19 protein-coding genes are annotated in these 23,348 nt (G+C 37.8%); 14 read left to right on the top strand and 5 right to left on the bottom strand.

Features of this window, described 5'->3' with window-relative positions; all coding sequences use genetic code 11:
- Positions 1–14 precede the first annotated feature (14 nt).
- The gene (locus PMI13_RS10070; protein WP_007843301.1) at positions 15–728 is read right to left on the bottom strand and encodes a DUF6759 domain-containing protein; all 714 of its coding nucleotides are present in this window, start codon (positions 726–728) and stop codon (positions 15–17) included.
- 145 nt (positions 729–873) lie between these two features.
- Here PMI13_RS10070 and tsf point away from each other — a divergent pair, with 145 nt between their 5' ends.
- The 12 genes from tsf to PMI13_RS10015 all read left to right on the top strand — a co-directional run bounded on the left by tsf (position 874) and on the right by PMI13_RS10015 (position 16,152).
- Positions 874–1,698, top strand: coding sequence for a translation elongation factor Ts (tsf, locus tag PMI13_RS10065; protein WP_007843300.1), 825 nt, complete (start codon positions 874–876; stop codon positions 1,696–1,698).
- 192 nt (positions 1,699–1,890) lie between these two features.
- Positions 1,891–2,112, top strand: coding sequence for a hypothetical protein (locus PMI13_RS10060; RefSeq protein ID WP_007843298.1), 222 nt, complete (start codon positions 1,891–1,893; stop codon positions 2,110–2,112).
- Between the two features lie 161 nt (positions 2,113–2,273).
- Positions 2,274–2,570, top strand: coding sequence for a T9SS type B sorting domain-containing protein (locus PMI13_RS21145; protein ID WP_007843296.1), 297 nt, complete (start codon positions 2,274–2,276; stop codon positions 2,568–2,570).
- Positions 2,571–2,649: 79 nt separating this feature from the next.
- Entirely contained in the window at positions 2,650–5,733 is a 3,084-nt protein-coding gene (locus PMI13_RS10050) for a T9SS C-terminal target domain-containing protein (protein ID WP_007843294.1), read from the top strand.
- A gap of 139 nt (positions 5,734–5,872) precedes the next feature.
- Positions 5,873–6,763: an IgGFc-binding protein gene (locus PMI13_RS21325; protein ID WP_007843293.1), complete on the top strand. Its 891-nt coding sequence runs from the start codon at positions 5,873–5,875 to the stop codon at positions 6,761–6,763.
- A gap of 179 nt (positions 6,764–6,942) precedes the next feature.
- Positions 6,943–8,694: a T9SS type B sorting domain-containing protein gene (locus PMI13_RS21320; RefSeq protein ID WP_007843291.1), complete on the top strand. Its 1,752-nt coding sequence runs from the start codon at positions 6,943–6,945 to the stop codon at positions 8,692–8,694.
- Between the two features lie 112 nt (positions 8,695–8,806).
- On the top strand, positions 8,807–12,205 hold the full coding sequence (locus tag PMI13_RS10040; RefSeq protein WP_007843289.1) for a T9SS type B sorting domain-containing protein: 3,399 nt from the start codon (positions 8,807–8,809) through the stop codon (positions 12,203–12,205).
- 139 nt (positions 12,206–12,344) lie between these two features.
- Positions 12,345–13,133, top strand: coding sequence for a hypothetical protein (locus tag PMI13_RS10035; RefSeq protein WP_007843287.1), 789 nt, complete (start codon positions 12,345–12,347; stop codon positions 13,131–13,133).
- A 202-nt stretch (positions 13,134–13,335) separates the two neighbouring features.
- A complete protein-coding gene (locus tag PMI13_RS10030; protein WP_007843285.1) occupies positions 13,336–14,112 on the top strand; it encodes a DUF6759 domain-containing protein in 777 nt (258 codons plus the stop codon).
- An 86-nt stretch (positions 14,113–14,198) separates the two neighbouring features.
- Positions 14,199–14,876, top strand: a complete 678-nt coding sequence (gene trmB / locus PMI13_RS10025) for a tRNA (guanosine(46)-N7)-methyltransferase TrmB (RefSeq protein ID WP_007843284.1) — start codon at positions 14,199–14,201, stop codon at positions 14,874–14,876.
- A 149-nt stretch (positions 14,877–15,025) separates the two neighbouring features.
- Positions 15,026–15,673: a DUF6759 domain-containing protein gene (locus PMI13_RS20615; RefSeq protein ID WP_007843283.1), complete on the top strand. Its 648-nt coding sequence runs from the start codon at positions 15,026–15,028 to the stop codon at positions 15,671–15,673.
- A 32-nt stretch (positions 15,674–15,705) separates the two neighbouring features.
- Positions 15,706–16,152, top strand: coding sequence for a DUF6759 domain-containing protein (locus PMI13_RS10015; protein WP_007843281.1), 447 nt, complete (start codon positions 15,706–15,708; stop codon positions 16,150–16,152).
- Positions 16,153–16,222: 70 nt separating this feature from the next.
- On the opposite strand, the gene rpsB is transcribed toward PMI13_RS10015, so the two are convergent.
- From rpsB to rplM, 3 genes are all read right to left on the bottom strand, one after another.
- The gene (rpsB, locus tag PMI13_RS10010; protein WP_007843279.1) at positions 16,223–16,984 is read right to left on the bottom strand and encodes a 30S ribosomal protein S2; all 762 of its coding nucleotides are present in this window, start codon (positions 16,982–16,984) and stop codon (positions 16,223–16,225) included.
- A 186-nt stretch (positions 16,985–17,170) separates the two neighbouring features.
- Positions 17,171–17,557, bottom strand: a complete 387-nt coding sequence (gene rpsI / locus PMI13_RS10005; protein WP_007843277.1) for a 30S ribosomal protein S9 — start codon at positions 17,555–17,557, stop codon at positions 17,171–17,173.
- 5 nt (positions 17,558–17,562) lie between these two features.
- Positions 17,563–18,018, bottom strand: coding sequence for a 50S ribosomal protein L13 (gene rplM / locus PMI13_RS10000; RefSeq protein ID WP_007843275.1), 456 nt, complete (start codon positions 18,016–18,018; stop codon positions 17,563–17,565).
- A gap of 348 nt (positions 18,019–18,366) precedes the next feature.
- Here rplM and PMI13_RS09995 point away from each other — a divergent pair, with 348 nt between their 5' ends.
- Positions 18,367–19,473 carry a DUF3667 domain-containing protein gene (locus tag PMI13_RS09995; protein ID WP_007843273.1) on the top strand — a complete coding sequence of 369 codons (1,107 nt, stop codon included), beginning with the start codon at positions 18,367–18,369 and terminating at the stop codon, positions 19,471–19,473.
- Here PMI13_RS09995 and PMI13_RS09990 read toward each other — a convergent pair.
- Positions 19,470–19,802, bottom strand: a complete 333-nt coding sequence (locus PMI13_RS09990; protein ID WP_007843271.1) for a hypothetical protein — start codon at positions 19,800–19,802, stop codon at positions 19,470–19,472. The genes PMI13_RS09995 and PMI13_RS09990 overlap by 4 nt on opposite strands.
- A gap of 183 nt (positions 19,803–19,985) precedes the next feature.
- Between PMI13_RS09990 and PMI13_RS09985 the strand changes: the two genes are divergently transcribed.
- Positions 19,986–23,333, top strand: a complete 3,348-nt coding sequence (locus PMI13_RS09985; protein WP_007843269.1) for a methylmalonyl-CoA mutase family protein — start codon at positions 19,986–19,988, stop codon at positions 23,331–23,333.
- The last annotated feature ends 15 nt before the right edge of the window (positions 23,334–23,348 follow it).

Below are 23,348 nucleotides of genomic sequence, written 5' to 3'. Positions count from 1 at the left end.
GCTTTTATTTAATTCTACTCATCATCTCTCAGATTCAGTTCAATTTCAATATCCTTACTGATCCTTTTCAGGGATGAATATTTGGCATCACAAACCATGGTCGTCAGAACATATTCTCCCTTATCTACCAGTAAAAAGTTTTGACCATTGGCCGGGACATCAAGATTGTAGTATTTTTTTCCGCTTATTTTTACGATTAAATTACACTTGGATCTGTTTTTAATATTAATATAAGCTTCTTTATCCAACGGATCATTATTAAAAAGGTGGGTCAGCATTGCTGCGGTCTTTTTATTTTTTTCACCGGATTCAGATTTTTTACTGTCGCTTCCTATGCTTGCTACACTGGCATAATTCACTTTTCTTTCCGGAGTAGAAGATCCTGTATTGGAAGCCAGCGTTTTAGAATTATTCAGCTCATTATTTTTTACTATTCTTTCAACTTTATCTTTACTTAGTGTTGTAATGGTAGGTTTCGCTTCAGGAGAGTTATCTGCCATGATAATTTCGATCAGCTTTCTCTTGAAATAATCGGTTTTTGCATGATTCGGATTCTGTTTCAGAAAACCGGCAATCACTCTTGCTTCCTTTGTACTTTCTGCATCCTGCTCTGTGTAGATAATCAGGGTTTCCTTTTCTACGATAGTTTTGGATTTGGCTTTCTTCTTTTTTTGAGAAAAACCAAGGGTAAAAATGCATAAAAGTATGAGGAGGAATATTTTTTTCATTAACTAAACATTTAAAAAATTATTAAATAAGTAAATAACGTGAAAAGTCATTTTTTAGTTTATCATTAAAATCATTATCTTTGCACTGCTTTAAAATTAAGCTAAAAATTAATACTAATCTTACAATAAAAAAATAATAGATATTATGTCTTATACACCAGCTGCTGCAGACGTAGCAAAATTGAGAAACCAAACAGGTGCAGGTATGATGGACTGCAAAAAAGCTTTAGTTGAAGCTGAAGGAGATTTCGAAAAAGCGATAGATATCCTTAGAAAAAAAGGACAAAAAGTTGCTGCTAACAGAGCTGACAGAGAGTCTACTGAAGGAGCAGTAATTGCTAGAGTAAATGAAGATAACACTTTAGGTGCTATCATCTCTCTAAACTGTGAAACTGACTTCGTTGCTAAGAATGAAGCCTTCATCGAGCTTGCCTATGAATTGGCTGAGATGGCTATCTTTGCTGCAACTAAAGAAGAGCTTTTAGCTACAGATTTCCACGGGATCACTGTTGCTGAGAAATTAATTGAGCAAACAGGTGTTATTGGTGAAAAAATCGAGATCGGTGCATTCGAAAGAATCGAAGGTCCTTTCTTAGGAGCTTATATCCACGCTGGAAACAAAATCGCTGCTATCACTGCGCTTTCTTCTAAAGTAGACGGAGGTGATGAAGCTGCTAAAGCTGTTTCTATGCAGGTTGCTGCAATGAACCCAATAGCTCTTGATGAAACTGCTGTTTCTCAATCGACGATCGATAAAGAATTGGAAATTGAAAGAGAACTTCTTACTAAAGAAGGTAAGCCTGAAAACATTATCGAAAACATCCTTAAAGGTAAAATGCAAAGATTCTACAAAGACAACACTTTGGTGCACCAATCTTTCATTAAAGACGGAAGTATTTCAGTTGCTGACTATGTAAAATCAGTAAACGGAGATCTTAAGGTAACAGGATTTGTAAGAGTAAGTTTATAATCTCTCTCAGATTTAAAAATATCAATCCCGGTGAAAAAATTTTCACCGGGATTTTTTTATTATAAGCCATTCAACAATTATTAAGAATATATTAATTTTATTTTAAATATTTAACATCTAAAATTCATCATGAATTTATATATGTTAAAAATTGATTATTAATACTTACATTTGCTGCCCTTATAATAAACCATGAAAAAACTTCTACTTTCTTTCTGTACCTTTCTTTGTTTATTAATGAATGCCCAGCTGGATACAGACCATTGGTTTGCTCCGATGGCAGCCAGAGCCAATACAACCGGCCTTGAAGGTTATCTCAATTTATCCACAGATCAGATGACATCATTTCCGGTTGAGATTTACAACAACAATACACTATTTACAGCGCCCAGACTCCAACGATTACCCGTATAGAAGTTTCCGGGGCGAACGCCACAGTTTTCGTTTCAGGGGGAACCTCTCCTTATCAATATTCCCTGAATGGTATAGATTATCAATCTTCCAACGTATTCACAGGACTAGAAAGAGGAATTCATACAATATTTGTTTTAGGTACAGATGGCTGTCAGCCTGTAGTGAAAGAGTTTCTTGTTTTAAATCTCGTAAATGCCATTACACCAAACGGAGACGGCATTAATGATGTATTAAATTATTCCGATTTAAGGATCAAACAAGATGTAAGCATTGAAATTGCAGACCGGTATGGAGCTCCGGTTTATAAATCAAAAGACCAGACGTATACCTGGGACGGGAAATCCGGAAGCAGGCCTCTTTCTACCGGAACATATTGGTATATTATCAGATGGACCGAGCCGGACAGCAAATTAGCAGTTTCATATTCCGGATGGATTTTAATAAAGAATCGAGAATAATTTTTTGTTTTTATTTCCAAATTATTAATAATATTTCAAATTTTATTTTAAATTTGTAGAAATCCTAATTTCCAACTTTATGAAAAGATTTCTACTTAGTTTAGTATTAGTTTTTTTGACGATTAATACACTCTTTGCCCAAAGAGATACAGAGCATTGGATTGCGCCGTATTTTGACAGCTCATTATTTTCCAATTATACCCATGCGCTGTATTTGTCAACAGATTCCTTAACTCCTTTTGAAGTAAAAGTTTACAACAATAATGGTGTCATCGGAACTGTAACGATTAGTAAAGGAAATCCTCAAACGTTTGCCGTTAATGCTTCCTTTATTAATACCCAGACCACAGCAGATGCCGCTACAGTAAAGACATTAGGGCTCTATACCAAAGGAGACAAACCCTATTATGTATCTTTAAGAATATATTCCGGATCTCACGGAGAAATTGTTACTTCTAAAGGTAAGGCAGGTATAGGGAAAACATTCTATTCTGCCGCTGCACCTATTACGTACAATTCAAGTTCAATGAATTTTACCACGGGGATTCTTGCTACTGAAGACAACACAACGGTTACTATTTCCGGATATAATCCTGCTGTACAGTTTATTAATCACCCAACGCCGCCGGCGTCTATCAGTCTTGTTTTGAATAAAGGAGAATCTTACATCCTTGCCGGTACCGGCAATATTACAGCAAATCAAGCCGGATTTATCGGTGCAAAAATTGTTGCTGACAAACCGGTTTCTGTTACCAATGGTAATTCAAACGGAATGTACGCAACCGGAAATACAAGCTCGGGTTCCGATCTTATTTTAGACCAGTCTGTACCAACAGAGCGTCTCGGAAAGGAATTTGCAATGGTAAGAAGTTTATCTCCTGTTACCAATTCTTACGATATGGAAGGAGGAATCATCATTGCCACTGAAAATAATACTGAAATCTACCTGAATGGATCCAGCACTCCGATTGCTACCATTAATGAAGGACAATATTACAGGATATTAGACAACAGCTATATTCAGCAAACAGCTGGTAGTGGCCATTATAATATTTATGTAAGCACCAATAAAAATGTATACCTGTATCAGCTAGTAGGCTCAAATGCTACGAACACCGGAGGGTACAACTATATTCCGCCATTGAACTGTTTCTTACCGAGAAAAATTGATGAGATCGGGAAAATCAATGAGATGCCTACCTACACAGGTACGATCAACTTAAAATTAAATATTTTAACTGAAGCAGGTGCTACCGTATTGGTAAATGGAAATCCTCCTACAGCTGCTCAGGGACCCTATCCGCTTACCGGGAATACCCAGTGGGTAACGTATGCAATCCCGGGAATTACCGGAAACCTTACGATCACTTCTACAAAAGCAGTAACAGCAGGGGTAAACGGAGGATATAGTACAGCAGGATACGGAGGTTATTTTGCCGGATTCTCTTCAGTGCCCGTAATTGCTAAAAAAACAGGAGAATGTGCTCCGGGAATTATCCTGGAAGTGGATGACAGCTTTGAAACTTATCAGTGGTTCCTGAACGGTGTTGCTATTCCGGGAGCTACAGCGAATACATATGCTCCGCTAACCGCAGGTAACTATACTGTAAAGGTAACTATGGGTACCTGCCCGCCAGTGATTACACCAATTTATAAAGTATTTTCCTGTTTAACTGAAACTGTAAAATCTTTAAATATTTGTGCATCTACTCTGATTACTCCTACATTTACAAGTTCTACACAGGCTGTTGTTCCAAGTACAGTAACCATCATTACCCAAGGAGCTCATGGCACAGCAGTAGTTAACCCTACAAATGGTACAATTACTTATACTCCTGTTACAGGATATTTAGGCTCTGATACTATTGTTTATCAGTTCTGTGGTAATGCACCTGAGTTTGTTGACTGTGAAAAAGTGACTTTAAACCTGACTGTTGTTCCGTTTACTTTAACAGACAGAACAGTATTTGCATGTCAGTATAGTGGAAAAGGATTTTTTGACCTGACTACCGCGAATGTAACAAGTTATAGCCCTACTACACGAAAATATTATCCTACGCTGGCAGATCTTAATGCAGGTACGAATGAGATTAACAATCCTACCAATTATTTTTCTGCAGCAGGATTTGTTTATGTAAAAGTAACAACCCCTGAAGGATGTTCAGGAAATGCAAAAATCACTTTGGATTTCTTCCCTACTCCGGTAGTAAAAGAAGCCTCATTAAGTGAATGCTTTATAGAAAATAATGAAACCAGTGCCAAGTTTGATTTAACGACTGCTGATGTCACAGATGAAGATCCTGTAACTAAAAAATACTATCCTACATTTACGGATGCAAGCAACGGAACCAATGAGATTGTGGTCAATGCTACAGCTTATATTTCCGGCAATGGAGCTGTATACGTAAGGGTGTTCAATTCAAACGGATGTTATGCAATCGCTAAAATTATCCTTACTGTCATTCCTCCAAAACGATCTCCTTTATTGGTTGATCAGTATATCTGTATCGACGGAAGAACGAATATTGATGCAGGACCAGGTTACCAGTCTTACCAATGGAGCACCGGAGATACCACACAATCTATCAATGGGGTTCCTGTAGGCGATTACTGGGTAATCCTCCAGGATAACGGCTGTTTCGTAAAACAAATGGTAAGTGTGAAAAAAGCGTTGGATCCTGTAATCACCGAAATACAAATTTCAAACAATACGGCAACTGTAATTGTAAGTGGAGGAAAAGCCCCTTACCAGTATGCTGTAGACGGAACAACCAACTGGCAGGATTCTAATGTCTTCACCAACCTTACCAGAGGCCAGCATACATTCTATGTAAAAGATGCCTACAACTGTACTCCGATCTCCGTGGAGATAACAGTTCCAAATTTAATTAATGCAATAACACCAAATGGTGATAATGTAAATGATTATATCGACTACAGAGAATTATCATACAAAGAAAATCTTGTTTTCGTCATCTATGACAGATATGGCAATAAAATTTTCACGGGAGATAAATTCAATAATTACCAATGGGATGGTAAACATTATGATAAGAAAATTTTAACCGGGACTTACTGGTACCACATCAGCTGGAATGAACCTAATAAAGAAAAGACTCCAATAAAATATACCGGTTGGATTCTGGTGAAAAACAGAGAATAATAAAATTCACATATTTTTATCAACCACGATTTAATAATCGTGGTTTTTTTTATTTATCGTAATAATAATTAAAAAAAATATAAAAATATATTAAATATTCTATTATTTTTGTTTTAATCCATAATTAATTCCCATACATATGAAAAATTTTCTACTAAGTTTACTTTTCTTTTTATTTACAATCAGTGAACTCTCTGCACAACGAGATACAGAGCATTGGTTTGCCCCTTATTATGACAGCTCATCCACATCAGCCACTGCATACACTCATGGCTTGTATTTCTCTACAGATTCCACGACGCCTTTCCAGATAAATATTTACAGTAATAATACTGTAATCGGAAATGTAACCATCAGTAAAAACAACCCTCAGGTTTTTTCTCTGCCAGCTCAATATATCCGGACCATTACCAGCGCAAGCGCGGCTGTTCCGAGCAGTCTGGGAGTATATACCCAAGGAAGCAGGCCTTATTTTGTTTCCCTAAGAATATACAATACATCTCATGGAGAAATCGTTACCTCTAAAGGCAAGGCCGGAATCGGAAAAAAGTTTTATGCTGCAGCTACACCTATTACCGTCAGCTCAAGCAGCAGTAATTTCACAACCGGAATAATGGCAACTGAAGACAATACAACGGTAACCATTTCTGGCTACGACCCGAATATACAGTTTATCAATTATCCCAATCCACCATTAACGACCACAATTATCCTGAATAAAGGAAAATCCTACATCCTTGCAGGTCTTGGTAATATCGTTGCCAACCGGGAAGGTTTTATAGGCACAAAAATCGTGGCAGACAAACCCGTATCAGTCACCAATGGTAACTCAAACGGCTTTTATGCTACCACAACATCCGCAGACGGGTCAGACCTTATCATGGACCAATCTGTACCTGTTGAGCGTCTCGGAAACGAATTTGCAATGGTAAAAAGTATTTCCACCAGCTCCGCCAATATGGAAGGTGGAATTATCGTGGCTACTGAAAACAATACGGATATTTATCTAAACGATGGGCAACTCCTGTAGCAACTATTCAGGAAGGAGATTTTTACAGAATTTTAGCCAGCTCATATGTTGCACAGGCCGGGGTACACTCAAACATTTATATACGAACCACAAAAAATGCCTACCTCTACCAATTGGTGGGCTCCGGCACTGCCAACAATACCGGTGGTTATAATTATATACCGCCATTAAATTGTTTTTTGCCGAGAAAAATTGATGAAATCGGTAAAATTAATGAAATGCCCACCTATACCGGTACCATTAATTTGAAATTGAATATTCTGACAGAAGCCGGCGCTGCTGTAACTGTAAATGGAAATACTCCTCCTGCATCCCAGGGCCCTTTTCCTCTCACAGGAAACACTCAATGGGTAACTTATGCCATACAGGGTATCGCAGGTAACGTTACAATTACATCCACAAAAGCAGTTACGGCAGGAGTAAACGGAGGATACAATACCGCCGGATACGGAGGCTATTTTGCCGGATTCTCTTCAGTGCCCGTTATTGCCAAACAAACCGGAGATTGCATTCCCGGTATTGTCCTGGAAGTGGATGACAGTTTTGAAAGTTATCAATGGTTCTTAAACGGAAATTTGATTCCGGGTGCAACAAGCAATTCATATACTCCGACCCAGGCAGGCAACTATACCGTAAAAGTTACGATAGGAACTTGTCCACCTGCTATAACCCCTGTATATAAAGTGTTTTCGTGTCTTCAGGAATCAATAAAAGCAATGACAGTCTGTGATGGTTATCAGCCCATCATTCCTGAATTTACCATTTCCACCCAGACTTATGTTCCCGGTACCGTAACCATTGTAACCCCGCCAGCAAATGGTACAGCAACAATTGATCCCGTAACAGGAGTGATAACCTATGTCCCGAATTTCGGATATTTTGGCCCGGACACAATGGTTTATAAATTCTGCGGTAATGCCCCTGAATTTATTGATTGTGAACAGGTAACTTTAAATTTAACGGTATCTTCATTGCCTGTTGTCAGCGATGCTACCTTAAGAACCTGTTTTCTTGAAGAAAACATAGCAACAGGATTATTCAACCTTACCACAGCAGCAGTGACCACACAGACCGGAGTAACCAAAAAATACTATCCATCTCCTACGGATGCAGAAAACGGAACAAATGAAATTATGGCCCCAACTTCATATACCGCTCCGAACGGAGTCGTTTATATAAAGGTAATCAATGCAAACGGCTGTTATAGGGTGGCCAAGGTAACATTAATTGTTTTTCCACCGGTAAAATCTGAGGTACTTATTGATAAAATCATTTGTATGGAAGACACCACCACCTTAGATGCAGGCCCGGGATTTGACGGCTATGAATGGAGTACAGGAGCTTTAACACAAGCTATAACCAATGTTACAGTAGGTACCTATTGGGTAAAATTAAAAACAGGAGAATGCATTACCAAGCAAACTGTAAATGTATATCCGGCAGAACAACCGATCATTACCAATATAGAAGTTGCCAACAATACGGTTACCGTACATGTTATAGGAGGTACTGCTCCATACCGATATTCGATTGATAATGCCAACTGGCAGGATTCTAATATTTTTGAAAATATTCCCAGGGGTGATGTTACGGTATATGTAAAAGATAATTATGATTGTGATCCCATAGATGTAGCCATTACCGTTCCCAATCTTATCAATGTAATTACCCCGAACGGAGACGGCGTTAATGATATTATTGATTACTCATCCTTAGCCCGGAAAACCAACCTGGTCTTCAGTATTTTTGACAGATATGGAGCCAAAATTCATCAGGGTGACAAAAATAACGGGTATCAATGGGACGGAACAACAGGTGGAAAAAAAATACCTACCGGAAACTACTGGTACGATATCAGTTGGAATGAACCCAATAAAAAGCAGACTGCAATACGATTCACCGGCTGGATCCTTGTAAAAAACAGAGAATAATAATTTTTATAAGCCTCTATGAAAACCACGACCAAAAATCGTGGTTTTTTTATTATTTTTTCAAGGCATTACTACTTTTTATTATTAAATTTGTGACAAAAGCCAGCACTAAATGAAGAAAACTCTATCTTTTTTATTTATACTTTGCGTTTTCATGTCTACTTTCGCTCAATTAGACAGAGAACATTGGTTTGCTCCCATGATGGACAGAACTGCCAATCAAAATCCATATCAGAAGTTATACCTGTCCACCAACCGTACGACCCCGTTTCCTGTAAGCATTTACAATAATAATGTCTTAATAGGAACTGTAAATATCAGCAAAAACAATCCTCAGAAATTTGATGTATTAAGGCAATATATCATTACTACACAACAGGCTGATCTGTTTACTCCTACATCAAAAGGCCTTTATTTAAAAGCAGATTTCCCGTTCTATGCCAATCTGAGATTCTCGGTATTCAATCATGCAGAAATCATTACTTCAAAAGGGATACCTTCCACAGGAAAGACTTTTTATGCTGCCAATGCCCCGATCACTGTAATCAATTCCATTTTGAATTTTATGACCAGTGTACTGGCAACAGAAGACAATACAACCGTTACGGTTTCAGGATATAAACCTACTGTACAGTTTTCAAACGGAACATCAGGAATGACCAACCCGACCATGACCTTTACTCTCAATAAAGGACAATCTTATATTATAGAAGGAAGCGGAAGCCTTACCGGAAATTCCGATGGATTTATCGGGGCCAAAATTGTTGCCAATAAACCGGTAAATATCACCAATGGTAACTTTAACGGCCAATATGCGGGTAACTTTCCCACAAGTTCTGATATCCTGATGGACCAGGCAGTTCCTGTTGAAAGATTGGGATCTGAATTTGCTCTTGTAAAAGGAAACGGAAGCGTTGGCGCCAATATGGAACAGGTTCTTGTCATTGCCACGGAAAACAATACTCAGATCTTTGTAAATGATGAAGGAACTTCCCTTGCCACATTGAATATCGGTGAATACTATGTAATCCCGGATACCAAATACCAGGCCCAGGGAAGCAGCCATTATAATTTATACATTAAAACCACAAAAAATGCATATGTTTATCAGATGCTGGCCGGAGATTCCGGAGTCGGTAATGAAGTAGCAACCGGTGGTTTTAATTTTATTCCTGCCTTAAACTGTTATCTGCCCAAGCAAATTAACGAGCTGGGACTGATTGATGAAAATTTTGTCCATTCCAATAACAACCCTGCCGGAATTCTCAATATCCCTACAAAGCTCAACCTTATTACAGAAAGAGGTGCCACAGTAACGGTAAATGGTGTTACTCCACCTGTCAGTACCGGCCCTTTCGGCATGACAGGTACCAATAACTGGGTTACTTATGGAATACCCAATGTAACAGGAACAATCACCGTTATTTCAGATAAAGCAATTACAGCCGGAATCAATGCCGGGAGTGATGCGGTAGGATACGGAGGCTTCTTCGCGGGCTTTCCGACACAGCCGGTCATTTTAAAATCAGGCGGAGACTGTGTTCCCGGAATTGTTCTTACTGTAGATCCTATTATTTATAATGCTTATCAATGGTATGTAAACGGAGTCCTTATCCCGGGTGCTACCGGCGTTTCTTATTCACCAACGCAATCAGGTTACTATACCTGTGCAGTAACAATGGGAAGCTGTGCTCCTTTGATAACAGAACAATATAAAGTTTTAAACTGTACCAAATTAAGTACTGCAACCTATGATATATGTACTGATAAAATTATTACCCCTGCTTTCAGCAGCTCGCCACAGACTCCTGTAATCTCTACCATAGCAATTACAACGCCTCCCGCTTTAGGAACCGCAACGATAAGTGCCACTACCGGAGCGATCACTTATACAGCTACCAACCCCGGAGCAGCAGGAACAGATACATTCACCTATACATTCTGCGGAAATGACCCGGATTTCCCGGATTGTGAAACAGTGACGGTGACAATCAACATCCAGGCAGTTACGGTAAACAATGCTACGTTAACCACCTGCAGCATAAACGGGCAGGGAACCTTTGACCTTACCTCTGCCAATGTAACGAATAACTCGCCGGTAACAATAACCTATTATCCTACCCTTTTAGATGCTCAGAATGAAAATGCAGCGGCATTAATAACCGTACCTACGGCTTACCCAGCTCCCAATGGCACCATTGTTTACGCTGTCGTAAAAAACTCTACCGGATGTAAGAACATTGCACAGATCACCCTAAATCTCTATCCTGTAGCCATTGTATTGCAAAATTACACTGCCAATTTATGTGATGATAATATGGATGGTCTGGTTACAGTTATTCTGTCCAATATTACTCCTTTGGTGCTTAATAATCCCACTTATTTTACCAATGTAAGATACTATGCCAATTTAACAGATGCCAATGCCGGAACTGCTGCTACATTACCTAATACCTGGACTTTCAGCACCAGTACAACTATCTATATCAGGGTAGATTCTCCTGATGGATGTGCTGCCGTAGTTCAGCCTTTGGTTTTCAATATCGGCGCTAAAATACCTTTGATAACCGGCACGGTAACCGCAAGCTTTTGTGATGACGATTTAGATGGTACCAAACAGGTAGATCTAAACCAATATCTTGCTCAGTTTACAGCCGATCCGCTGGTAACTGCAAGCTATCACAGCTCCTTAGCCGATGCTCAAAATAATGTAAACCCACTTACCAACCCCGTTACTATTACAGGAACTCAAACCATCTATGTAAGATTTGAAAAACCTGGAGTGTGTCCTGAAGTGGGAACCATTATCATTACCATTAAAACACCTAAAAGCTCACCTCTTCTGATGGATCAGATGGTCTGTCCACAAACCACCACAACATTGGATGCAGGTCCGAATTTTGACAGCTATCTCTGGAGTACCGGAGCTACAACCCCTTCTATCACCAATGTTCCTATTGGTAACTATTGGGTTGACCTCACAACCAATGGCTGCGTATACAGGCAATATGTGAACGTGATTGAAGCACCAACGCCGTCCATCATCTCGATAGATATCAATGGAACTACAGTAACGATCGGAGCAAGTGGCGGAACCCCTCCTTATGAATATTCTCTGGATGGGAATACATGGCAGACTTCCAATGTTTTCCTGAATGTACCGAGAGGCAGCTATATTGCTTATGTAAGAGACTCCAAAAGATGTACGGAGATTCAAAGACCGTTTACCATCATCAATCTGATCAATACCATTACACCTGACCTAGATGGTCACAATGATGCTATAGATTATTCGGCATTAATGGAAAAAGACAATATTGAGTTCAGAATATATGACAGATATGGTGCAGAGATTTTCAGAGGGAACAAATCTAACCGGTATATCTGGGACGGAACATTAGGCGGAAGACCGGTATCTACTGCAACGTATTGGTATACCATCAGCTGGACGGAATTCGGAGCTACTACAAATGTAAAATATTCAAGCTGGCTATTGGTGAAACAAAGATAATTTGTAAAAACTTCTTTTAGAAAGGGCATTTATAACATTCATTAACAATTCTGTGGTAAAGTTTAATATAACTTTAACCTGTTTTCACTATTTACTTAGGTATAAATTGAGTGATTTCTGTGTAATTTTGCCCCATTATATGAAGAATCTTATTACTCTATTGCTATTGGTTTTTCTGGCAAAGATCAATGCTCAAACATATTCGGGGGAAGTATTCCTTAGAGATAATTCAGTATTATATCTCAACCAGGTATATGTTACGAATCTTAATACTCAAAAAACTGTTCTTACAGACTATAACGGAGATTTCAATATCCAGGCGAATGCAGGTGATATTATCCGCTTCACCTCTATTGTTACGGAGAGAAAAGACATTCAGCTTTCGCCTCAGATGCTTGGGCCTAAAAATTTAATAGAGCTGAAAATTGCTTATCATGATATTCAGGAAGTTGTTATCAGCAGGTTTAAGCCTACTGGAAATTTAAGATATGATGTAACGGCATTAGCCAAAAAAGATAAGGCACTTGAACTTAAAAAAGTGATCGGCTTACCGGAACCTAAAGGTGATGGCACCCCACCTCAGCTTCCTGTTGCCGGATTAAGAGATGGCGGATTAACCTTTAGCCTTGAGAGTATCTTTGATATTTTATCTGGTGAAAGAAAGAAAAAGCAGCGTTACATTGCCTATGAGAGAATGAACTCGTCTGTCAGCCAGATTAAAAATTATCTTGGAAAAGATTATTTTACAAAATTCAAGATTCCTGAAAATTTGATTGATAATTTCCTGCAGTTTGTTTATTCATCGGAAAGTCTTGATCCTTACATTCAGGCAGGAAATTTTGAGGCTGTAAAGATTCCGATTGAAAAATATATGCCTATTTATCAGAGAAGGCTAAGGAATTCCCATCTTCAGGAAATCGTAAAATAATAAATCACATTATGAATAGAAGTATACCGTCAATCGACGGTATATTTTTTGTATATACGTATTTTATAACTTTATTTTCCATTTTGGATTAAAAATAAAAATAGTGTTATTCCGTTTGTATTATTGTACCACATCAAATCACAGCAGCAAAGGAAGCATACCTATAGAAATGCTTTATTTTTAACTTATATATGTGTATTAAATGAAAAAAATACTTTTACTATTTAGTTTATGTATCTGTTTTGGTCTTTCAGCTCAGAAAAAAGCCAAAGATTATAGCAATATCCTGAAAAGCAAAAATATCTATGAGATCAATGCCTTCCTTCGCGATGCACATCCTGATGACCCCCGGAGATCCGTATTAAAGCCCAAAGTCATGGACATGATGAGAGACTATATAAAGAACGCTCATCCGGCCGACCAAAAGGTGAAAGAGATGCAGGAAATGCTCGCACTGTTGAAAAGAAGGCCTTCTACAAAAATTACTTTTGACGAGATGAATGCCATCATCAAACAAAAACAAATCGCTAAATATAAAGCCGAACTGGCGGCAAAACAATCTACAGTAGTCTACACACCAAGTAATGCTAACAATGCTATTGTTGTAAACACTTCTGCAAGTACAGCAGCTATTCCGAATGCGGAAGCGGAAGAATTCAATATGCTTATGAAAGTTTCTCCTGTTGAGCATAGAAACAATACCGTAAAAATACTAAACTCCCTTTTCGATAATGATCCTACGACAAAGGAATGTATCGTTCTTATCGAAAACAAATCCGACTGTAATATTATTGTAAGAATGGAGGGAGTAGGTACCACAAAATACAGGCTTGCCGTTCCCGCTCATAATGAAAACTCAATTGTGGTAGAAAAAGGAAATTACCTTTTTACAAGTCTGGTGTGTGGGGCCCAATATGCTTCCCAAAAAACCATTCAAAAACCTATTATGGTAGCATTGGGGACCTCAGAAGGTAAATAATCAAAAATTCCAGACCTTTCTTTTTCAAGCTAAAGTAATTAATCTGTTTAAATTTTGCTATTTTTGCAGGATTTTTATAAACAGTCATGGGCAAGAATAAAATAGCAAGATTTACAGAAAACAAAATATTACCTAATGTCATCCAGCCTACAAGAGAAGAGGCGTTAAGCGGTTTTGAGCTTAAAGGAAAATGGAGAACCGATTTTTTTAAAAATGACCATCCCATTGTTCTTGAATTAGGCTGTGGAAAAGGGGAATATTCCGTGGGCCTTGCCAAAACCTTTACTGAAAAAAACTTTATCGGGATCGATATTAAAGGAGCAAGATTTTGGTTTGGAGCGAAGGAAGCCGTTGAGAACAATATGAACAATGTGGCATTCTTAAGATCCCAAATTGAGCTTGTAGACTGTTTTTTTGCAGAAAATGAAGTGGATGAAATCTGGATTACTTTCCCGGATCCACAAATCAAATACAGACGTACAAAACACAGATTGACCCATCCTGACTTTCTTAACAGGTATAAAAAATTTTTAAAACCTGGCGGAATCGTTCATTTAAAAACAGATTCTGAATTTCTGCATGGCTATACCCTGGGTTTTCTTCAGGGAGCCGGCTACGAAATACTTACCGCCCATCATGATATTTACGGTGCCCCGGAATATGATCCTAATACAGAACATTTAAGAGATATCAGAACTTATTATGAAGAACTTTTTTCCGCTAAAGGAAAAACTATTACTTATATTAAATTCCGGATTAATTAAATCAGGATATCATACGGTTTAAAATGAAAAAAAATCATTTTAAAAACTAAAATATGTAAAATCCTACGACCTTATATTGATATTTTTAGACATAAATACAACAGTAAAAAAATTTAATATGTGAAATTAATATATAAAAACAATAAACCATGAAAAAAAATTTACTTACATTCCCTTTATTCTTTGCTTTACTTTCATGCAACACAACCCATGATGTTCAAAAATCTTCTGCCAATATCCTTGACAGTAAGAGTATAAGCGAAATTGAACTGTTTTTAAAGACAGCTCATCCGGAGGATCCGAGAAGAAGTGTTTTAAAGCCCAAACTGATCGCTTTAAAAAACGAAGAATGGACAAAAGGAAAAATAAATGCAAAGCCAATGCAGGCGAGGCCTGTGATTTCCGAAATCCCGAATAGTATTATGAAAAGCTCTAACTCGGCAGAAGCTGAAGAGTTTAAGCATTTAATAGCTTCTACATCGAAACAGCATAAAGATAAAACCGTAAAACTTCTGAATGCAATGTTTAATGAAGATATCAGCAGTAAGGAGGTGATTCTTTTATTTAAAAATAATTCTGACTGTAATTTGGTACTAAGAATTCAGGGAAAAGATTTTTACAATATGGCAGTTCCTGCTCATGGTGAAAATTTCATTGTTATCAATAAGGGTACTTACACATTGAACAGTAATGTATGTGATATTCGATACAGCTCACAGAAAGAAATAAAAAAGAGCATTTTTCTAACCATTAATAATCCTGAAGAGGTTAGAGATCAGGTGGTTCTGAAAAAATAAAAAAGTTTAATTTTACATCACAAATTTTTAATATGAAAAAGGCATTTCTCTTTTCAGGTTTTACTCTGGCTATTATTGTAAGCAGCTGTAATGCAAATTATAATACAGGCTCTCCAATTAAACGCCCTTATCCCCGCACTACCTCTTCCACTTCATCTGCTTCACAGACAGAAAGGGAATATAGCGCCCTGATAAAAACGTATAAGCCGGAAACTGCTGAAGTTCTTACAGACCTGTTAAATGATTCGTCTGACAGCCCTAAAACATCCGTTACCATCGAAAATAAATCCAGATGTAACATGGTGATCACAATCAGCGGTAATAATTATTTTAAAAAGATTCCAATCGGGGCAGGCAAGATAGGCTCTGCCATGGTTCTTAAAAACCAGAATTACAATCTGTCAGGAAGAGTTTGTGAATCGGTATATCAAAAAACAAAATTTATTACCAGTTCTTATAATATCAAGCTTTCCAATTAATAAAAACCAACCATAAAAAAACCGTTAAGACTTGCTCAACGGTTTTTATATTTCAAAGATAAATCTTTAATTATTCAGCATCGAAATCAGCGTCTGTATCAGCAGATACTTTTTCTCCTTCTTCTTTAGATTTTTCTTTATCAGCTTTTCTTTGAGACTGACCTTCTTTGATAGATTCAGAAACTACATTCAAAATCATATCGATAGATTTAGAAGCATCATCATTCCCTGGAATTACGAAGTCAACTTTTCTAGGATCAGAATTCGTATCTACAATACCGAAAACCGGAATCCCTAATTTCTTAGCTTCAGTTACAGCAATGTGTTCTCTTAAGATATCAACAACAAAGATTGCAGAAGGAAGACGAACCATATCAGAGATAGAACCTAAGTTTTTCTCTAAATTAGCTCTTTGTCTGTCAACCTGAAGTCTTTCTTTTTTAGATAAAGTTTCGAACGTACCATCTTTTTTCATTTTATCGATGGAGTTCATTTTTTTAACAGCCTTTCTGATTGTAACGAAGTTCGTTAACATACCACCCGGCCATCTTTCTGTAATATAAGGCATATTAAGTTCAGAAGCGTGTTTTGCAACTACTTCTTTTGCTTGCTTTTTAGTTGCTACAAAAAGAACTTTTTTACCTGCAGAAGTTAATTTTTCTAAAGCATTACAAGCTTCGTCTAATTTAACTGCTGTTTTATGTAAGTCTACAATGTGAATACCATTTTTCTCCATAAAAATGTATGGAGCCATATTTGGGTTCCACTTTCTGGTCATGTGACCGAAGTGTACACCAGCCTCTAAAAGGTCTTTTACATTTGCTTTTGCCATGTTTTCTGTTTTTGTTAGTTTACTTTCCGCTTTTTAAGCAATCAACAACTTCTTTAGATGGGAGAAGCGTTTGGATGCTAAACGTAACGGGCAATTTTTAAAATTAGATTAATAGATTTCAGATATAAGATAGCAGACGAAAAAAAGTCTGAAATCTGACATCTCCAATCTGATGTCTGAAAAAAATTAACGTTTTGAGAATTGGAATCTCTTTCTTGCTTTTTTCTGACCTGGCTTCTTTCTTTCCACCATTCTTGCATCTCTCGTAAGTAAACCAGCAGGCTTCAATGCTAATCTGAACTCAGCGTTGATTTCGCATAAAGCTCTTGAAATACCTAATCTGATAGCTTCTGCCTGACCTGTATTTCCACCACCGAATACATTTACGGTAACGTCATACTGACCAACAGTTTCAGAAAGGATAAACGGTTGGTTTAATTTATAAACCATTACGTCTGTAGAGAAATATTCTTTAGCATCTTTACCGTTTACTGTAATGTTTCCAGAACCTGGTTTTACATAAACTCTAGCTACAGAAGTTTTTCTTCTTCCGATTTTGTGAACTATAGACATATTAATTATTTAAATTCGTTAACATTAATTGTTTTAGGCTGTTGAGCTTCATGTTTGTGCTCTGTTCCTTCATATAAATAAAGGTTCTTTAATAAAGCAGATCCTAATCTGTTTTTAGGCAACATTCCTTTTACAGACTTTTCCAATACTTTTAGAGAATCTTTCTTTTGAAGTTCAGCCGCAGTCATAGACTTTTGACCTCCAGGATAACCTGTATGCCAGATATAAGTCTTATCGTTCCACTTATTTCCTGAAAGAGTTACTTTCCCAGCGTTCAAAACGATTACGTTATCACCACAATCTACGTGAGGTGTATAATTCGTTTTGTGCTTACCTCTCAAAATCTTTGCAACCGTAGAAGCTAGTCTCCCTAACGGCTGTCCTTCAGCGTCTACCACAACCCATTCTTTATTAGCAGTAGCTTTGTTCGCTGAAACAGTTTTGTAACTTAATGTATTCACACGTTTTAGTTAAAGATTAAACATAATTTTCCCCATAAGGGTGTGCAAAGGTACAAATAATTTTTGTAACCTAAAAACATATTTTATTTAATATGCTGAATCATATTTTACTTAAACGATTCGACAAGATTGGGTTTATATGAATTATCTGGCATACATATTGTAAAATGAAACACAGTGATGGGAAATAAATTTCGTAAGATTCTAAAAACACAAATGATAAAGTAAAGAGTTTGGTCCCTCAACTCTTACTTTATTAATTTATCCACACCTATACCTTAAGATTATTATAAAATTCACATTACATTTTTCCTGAAATAATTATATTTGCTCAAAATCCTAAAAACAATGAGCCACGGAAAAATCAGGGAGGAAAAAGACTGTCTTAACTGCGGACATACAGTAGAAGAAAGATTCTGCCCCTATTGCGGACAGGAAAATACGGAAGCCAGACAACCTTTCTATTATCTTTTCACCCATTTCATAGAGGATTTTACACACTATGACGGACAATTCTGGAAAACCATAAAATATCTCTTGTTCCGTCCCGGAAAATTAACCAAAGAATACATTGCAGGTAAAAGGCAGCTCTATGTTGCCCCTGTAAAACTTTATATATTTATCAGTTTTATTACATTCCTGCTCCCGGGGTTTCTTCCCAGTATAGAAGATCAATCTCATGATATCCAAAAACCTTCCGCTGAAGAAACAAGAATAAAAAAAGAAAAGACTGAAAAAGCATTGGGAAACCTTAAGAAAGAAGGAATTCTTACAGACGAAAATGTGATTAATGTTAAAAAACTTATTGATACTATAGAAAGTGACTCAAAGAAAGAACAGGCGATCGCAGACAACGATGATCTGATTGACGAAACTCTCACCGAAAGCAATACAAAAGTGCTCGGAGCTGAAAATATGAAGCAGTATGATTCTTTACATCAAAAAAACGGAGGCGTGCTTTATCTTCTTACAAGGCCTTTTGCCAAGAAAACCTTTGAGCTGAAAGAAAGAGGATTAAATAAGAAACAAATCAAAGAACGTTTTGTAGAAACCTTTTCACATACCCTTCCCAAAGCTCTGTTCGTATACCTTCCTATATTTGCTTTCTTCCTGTGGCTATTTCACAACAAGAAAAAATGGTGGTATTTCGACCATGGCATTTTCACACTCCATTATTTCTCATTTTTATTATTAGGAATCCTGATTTTTATGATTAAATCAAGTGTCATGGATTTCCTACCCGATTATGGCATCATTAATTTCATATCCACACTTTTCTCAATGGCACTTACTGTCTATCTTGCCATTTATTTTTTCGTAGCCCATCACAGAGTTTATGAAACAAAGAAAAGAATCAGTATTTTTAAAGGCTCTCTTTTATTTATAATTAATTCTTTCGGACTCATGCTGATGCTTATCGGCCTTCTGTATATAAGCTTCCTAATGATCCATTAATTACGTAAAGACTTGCTTCCCCGGAAACTTGCAATTAAATAGTAGGCCACAAAAACAGTTGAAAATTTAAGGATGGAAGGAACTGCTAGCTCCAGATTGAAAATCAAAGTCCCGGCAAGCACCAGAATCCCCATTGCGGCAAAAGACAAACCCAGTTTTTGGGGTAATGTAAAATTCGGCGTATCTAAATAATAGGCCAGTCCCCAGGCAAAACCAAATGCCAATGCATAATATATTTCCAGGCCTGTGTTTTGAGTGCTCAGAAAAAAATAATTGATAAGAAAACTGATCACCGTTCCCAGCGCGAAATAAATAAGAGCTTTTTGCATACCATAAAATATTCTGCAAAAGTAGATAATTTAAAGATGATATCTAAACGAATGTTTATTCAAACGGGAGAAAATTAAATCTTTAAAAAGTTATAATGAATTATTTTTCAATACCTTAAATAGTAAAATAAGGTTGGTATTTTATTATTATATTTGAAAATTCAGAAATTTTCTAGATTTTTTATGGAAACCCAAAAATATACTCCTAAAAACAAAGTAAGAATTGTAACAGCCGCGTCGTTATTTGACGGGCATGATGCAGCGATTAATATTATGCGCCGTGTAATTCAGGGAACGGGATGCGAAGTCATACACCTGGGACACGACAAATCAGCGGAAGAAGTTGTAAATACAGCCATTCAGGAAGATGCCAATGCCATTGCCCTCACTTCATATCAGGGTGGTCACAATGAATATTTTAAATACATCTATGACCTTTTAAGGGAGAAAAACTCACCGCAGATTAAAATCTTCGGCGGCGGCGGCGGTGTCATTCTGCCTGAAGAAATTAAAGACCTGATGGATTATGGGATCGACAGGATCTACTCTCCAGATGATGGCCGTGAGCTTGGCCTTCAGGGGATGATCGATGACCTGGTCAACAGATCTGATTTCGCAACAGGAAAAGAAGTAACGCCCAATGACCTGGATTCAATTAGCTTTGAAAATGCGACAAGCATTGCTAAAATTATCTCTGCTGTTGAAAATTTCTCAGATGAAAAACCTGAGCTGGTAAAAGCAATTGACGAAAAATCGAAAGACTTACATATCCCGATCATTGGTATCACCGGTACAGGTGGTGCCGGAAAATCTTCTTTAACAGATGAATTGGTAAGACGCTTCATCCGTTCAAATCCGGAGAAAAAAATTGCTATCATTTCTATTGACCCTTCAAAAAAGAAAACCGGAGGAGCACTTTTAGGAGACAGAATCCGTATGAATGCGATCAATGATCCAAGGGTGTATATGCGTTCGATGGCAACAAGAGAAAACAATGTTTCCGTTTCGCCGTTCATCCATTCAGCTTTGAATGTTTTAAAACTGGCTCATCCGGATGTGATCATATTGGAAACTTCGGGTATCGGACAATCGGGCTCCGAGGTTTCGGATTTCGCGGATGTTTCAATGTATGTAATGACGCCTGAATATGGTGCTTCAACACAGTTGGAGAAAATCGACATGTTAGATTATGCAGATCTTGTAGCTTTAAACAAGTCTGATAAACGTGGGGCTTTAGATGCATTACAGGCAGTGAGAAAACAATTCCAGAGAAACCATCTTCTATGGGAAAGCCCGTTGGAAAGCATGCCGGTTTATGCTACAAAGGCGTCTCAGTTTAATGACCACGGGACTACAGAATTATACAACAGGCTGATATCTAAAGTCAATGAAAAGTTTGCCGAATTAGGACTGAAAACTTTTGCCGAGCAGGAAATTACAGATGAAGTAACGATTATTCCTCCGAAAAGAGTGCGTTACCTTTCTGAAATCGTTGAAAATAACAGGCTGTATGATGCAAATATCCAGAAGCAGGCAGAATTAGCCAGAAAAATGTATCATATTGAAGGGGTAAAAAATATCATTTCCAATGAAGCTCTGGATGCAGAATATCAAAAAGCGGAAAAAGATCTTCAGCAGGAAAATATTGATTTCCTGAAAACATGGGATGATACAAAAAAAGCATTCCATGAAGAGTTCTATTCTTATTTTGTACGTGGAAAAGAAATTAAGGTTGAAACCTCTACAGAATCTTTATCCCATTTAAGAATTCCAAAAATTGCATTACCTAAATACAATGACTGGGGAGACCTGATCCAATGGAAAGGCCAGGAAAACCTTCCGGGAAGCTTCCCTTACACCGCCGGGATTTATCCGTTCAAAAGAACCGGAGAAGATCCGACAAGGATGTTTGCAGGTGAAGGCGGCCCTGAAAGAACCAACAGAAGATTCCATTATGTATCTGCAGAAATGCCGGCAAAACGTCTGTCTACAGCATTTGACTCTGTAACATTGTACGGTCAGGACCCTGCTTTACCGCCGGATATTTACGGTAAAATCGGAAACGCAGGGGTTTCTATCGCTACATTGGATGATGCTAAAAAGCTATATTCAGGATTTGACCTGGTGAATGCCCTGACTTCTGTTTCCATGACGATTAACGGTCCTGCTCCAATGCTGCTGGCTTTCTTTATGAACGCAGCCATCGATCAGAACGTTGAAAAATATATTGCCGAAAACAAGCTCGAGGCTAAAGTTGAAGCCAAGCTTAAGGAAAAATTCGATGATAAAGGATTAGAAAGGCCAAAATACAATGGAGAACTTCCTCCTTCCAATAGTGGTCTAGGGTTAAAACTTCTGGGAATTACCGGAGATGAAATTATTCCTAAAGAAGAATATGAAAAAATTAAAGCCTACACGATTGCTACCGTGCGTGGTACCGTTCAGGCAGATATTCTGAAAGAAGACCAGGCACAAAATACGTGTATCTTCTCTACTGAGTTTGCCCTTCGTTTGATGGGTGACGTTCAGGAATACTTCATTAAAGAGAAGGTAAGAAACTTTTATTCGGTGTCTATTTCAGGATACCATATTGCAGAAGCAGGGGCCAATCCGGTTTCACAGCTGGCCTTTACACTGGCCAACGGTTTCACGTATGTGGAATACTATTTAAGCCGTGGAATGGATATCAATGATTTTGCTCCCAACCTGTCTTTCTTCTTCTCAAACGGTATCGACCCCGAATATTCAGTGATCGGACGTGTGGCCAGAAGAATCTGGGCAAAAGCTATGAAGCTTAAATACGGAGCAGACGAAAGAAGCCAGATGCTGAAATATCACATCCAGACTTCCGGGCGCTCTCTTCACGCTCAGGAGATTGATTTCAATGATATCAGAACTACCCTTCAGGCATTGTATGCCATCTATGACAACTGTAATTCACTTCATACCAACGCTTATGATGAGGCGATCACCACCCCTACTGAGCAATCGGTAAGAAGAGCTATGGCGATCCAGCTGATTATTAATAAAGAATTAGGTCTTGCTAAAAATGAAAATCCGCTTCAGGGCTCATTCATTATTGAAGAGCTGACAGACCTTGTAGAAGAAGCTGTTTATACTGAATTCGACAGGATCACTGAAAGAGGAGGTGTTCTCGGAGCTATGGAAACCATGTACCAGCGTTCAAAAATTCAGGAAGAATCCATGCATTACGAATGGCTGAAACATACCGGGGAATATCCGATCATCGGGGTAAACACTTTCCTTGGAAAAGACGGTTCACCAACGGTACGTCCGGGAGAAGTTATCCGTTCTACCGAAGAAGAGAAACAGGCACAGATCGCGGCCCTTCACAACTTCCAGAATGCCAATGAAAGCCAGTCTGAAGAAGCGCTCAGAAAATTACAATACGCAGCCATCAATCAGCAGAACTTATTTGCAGTAATGATGGATGCAGTGAAATACTGCTCTCTTGGACAGATTACCAACGCCTTGTTTGAAGTGGGAGGTAAATACAGAAGGAATATGTAATGACAGTAACATAAA

Source organism: Chryseobacterium populi, assembly GCF_000282115.1.
Lineage (GTDB): Bacteria > Bacteroidota > Bacteroidia > Flavobacteriales > Weeksellaceae > Chryseobacterium > Chryseobacterium populi.
This window is presented reverse-complemented; position numbering and strand designations above follow the sequence as displayed.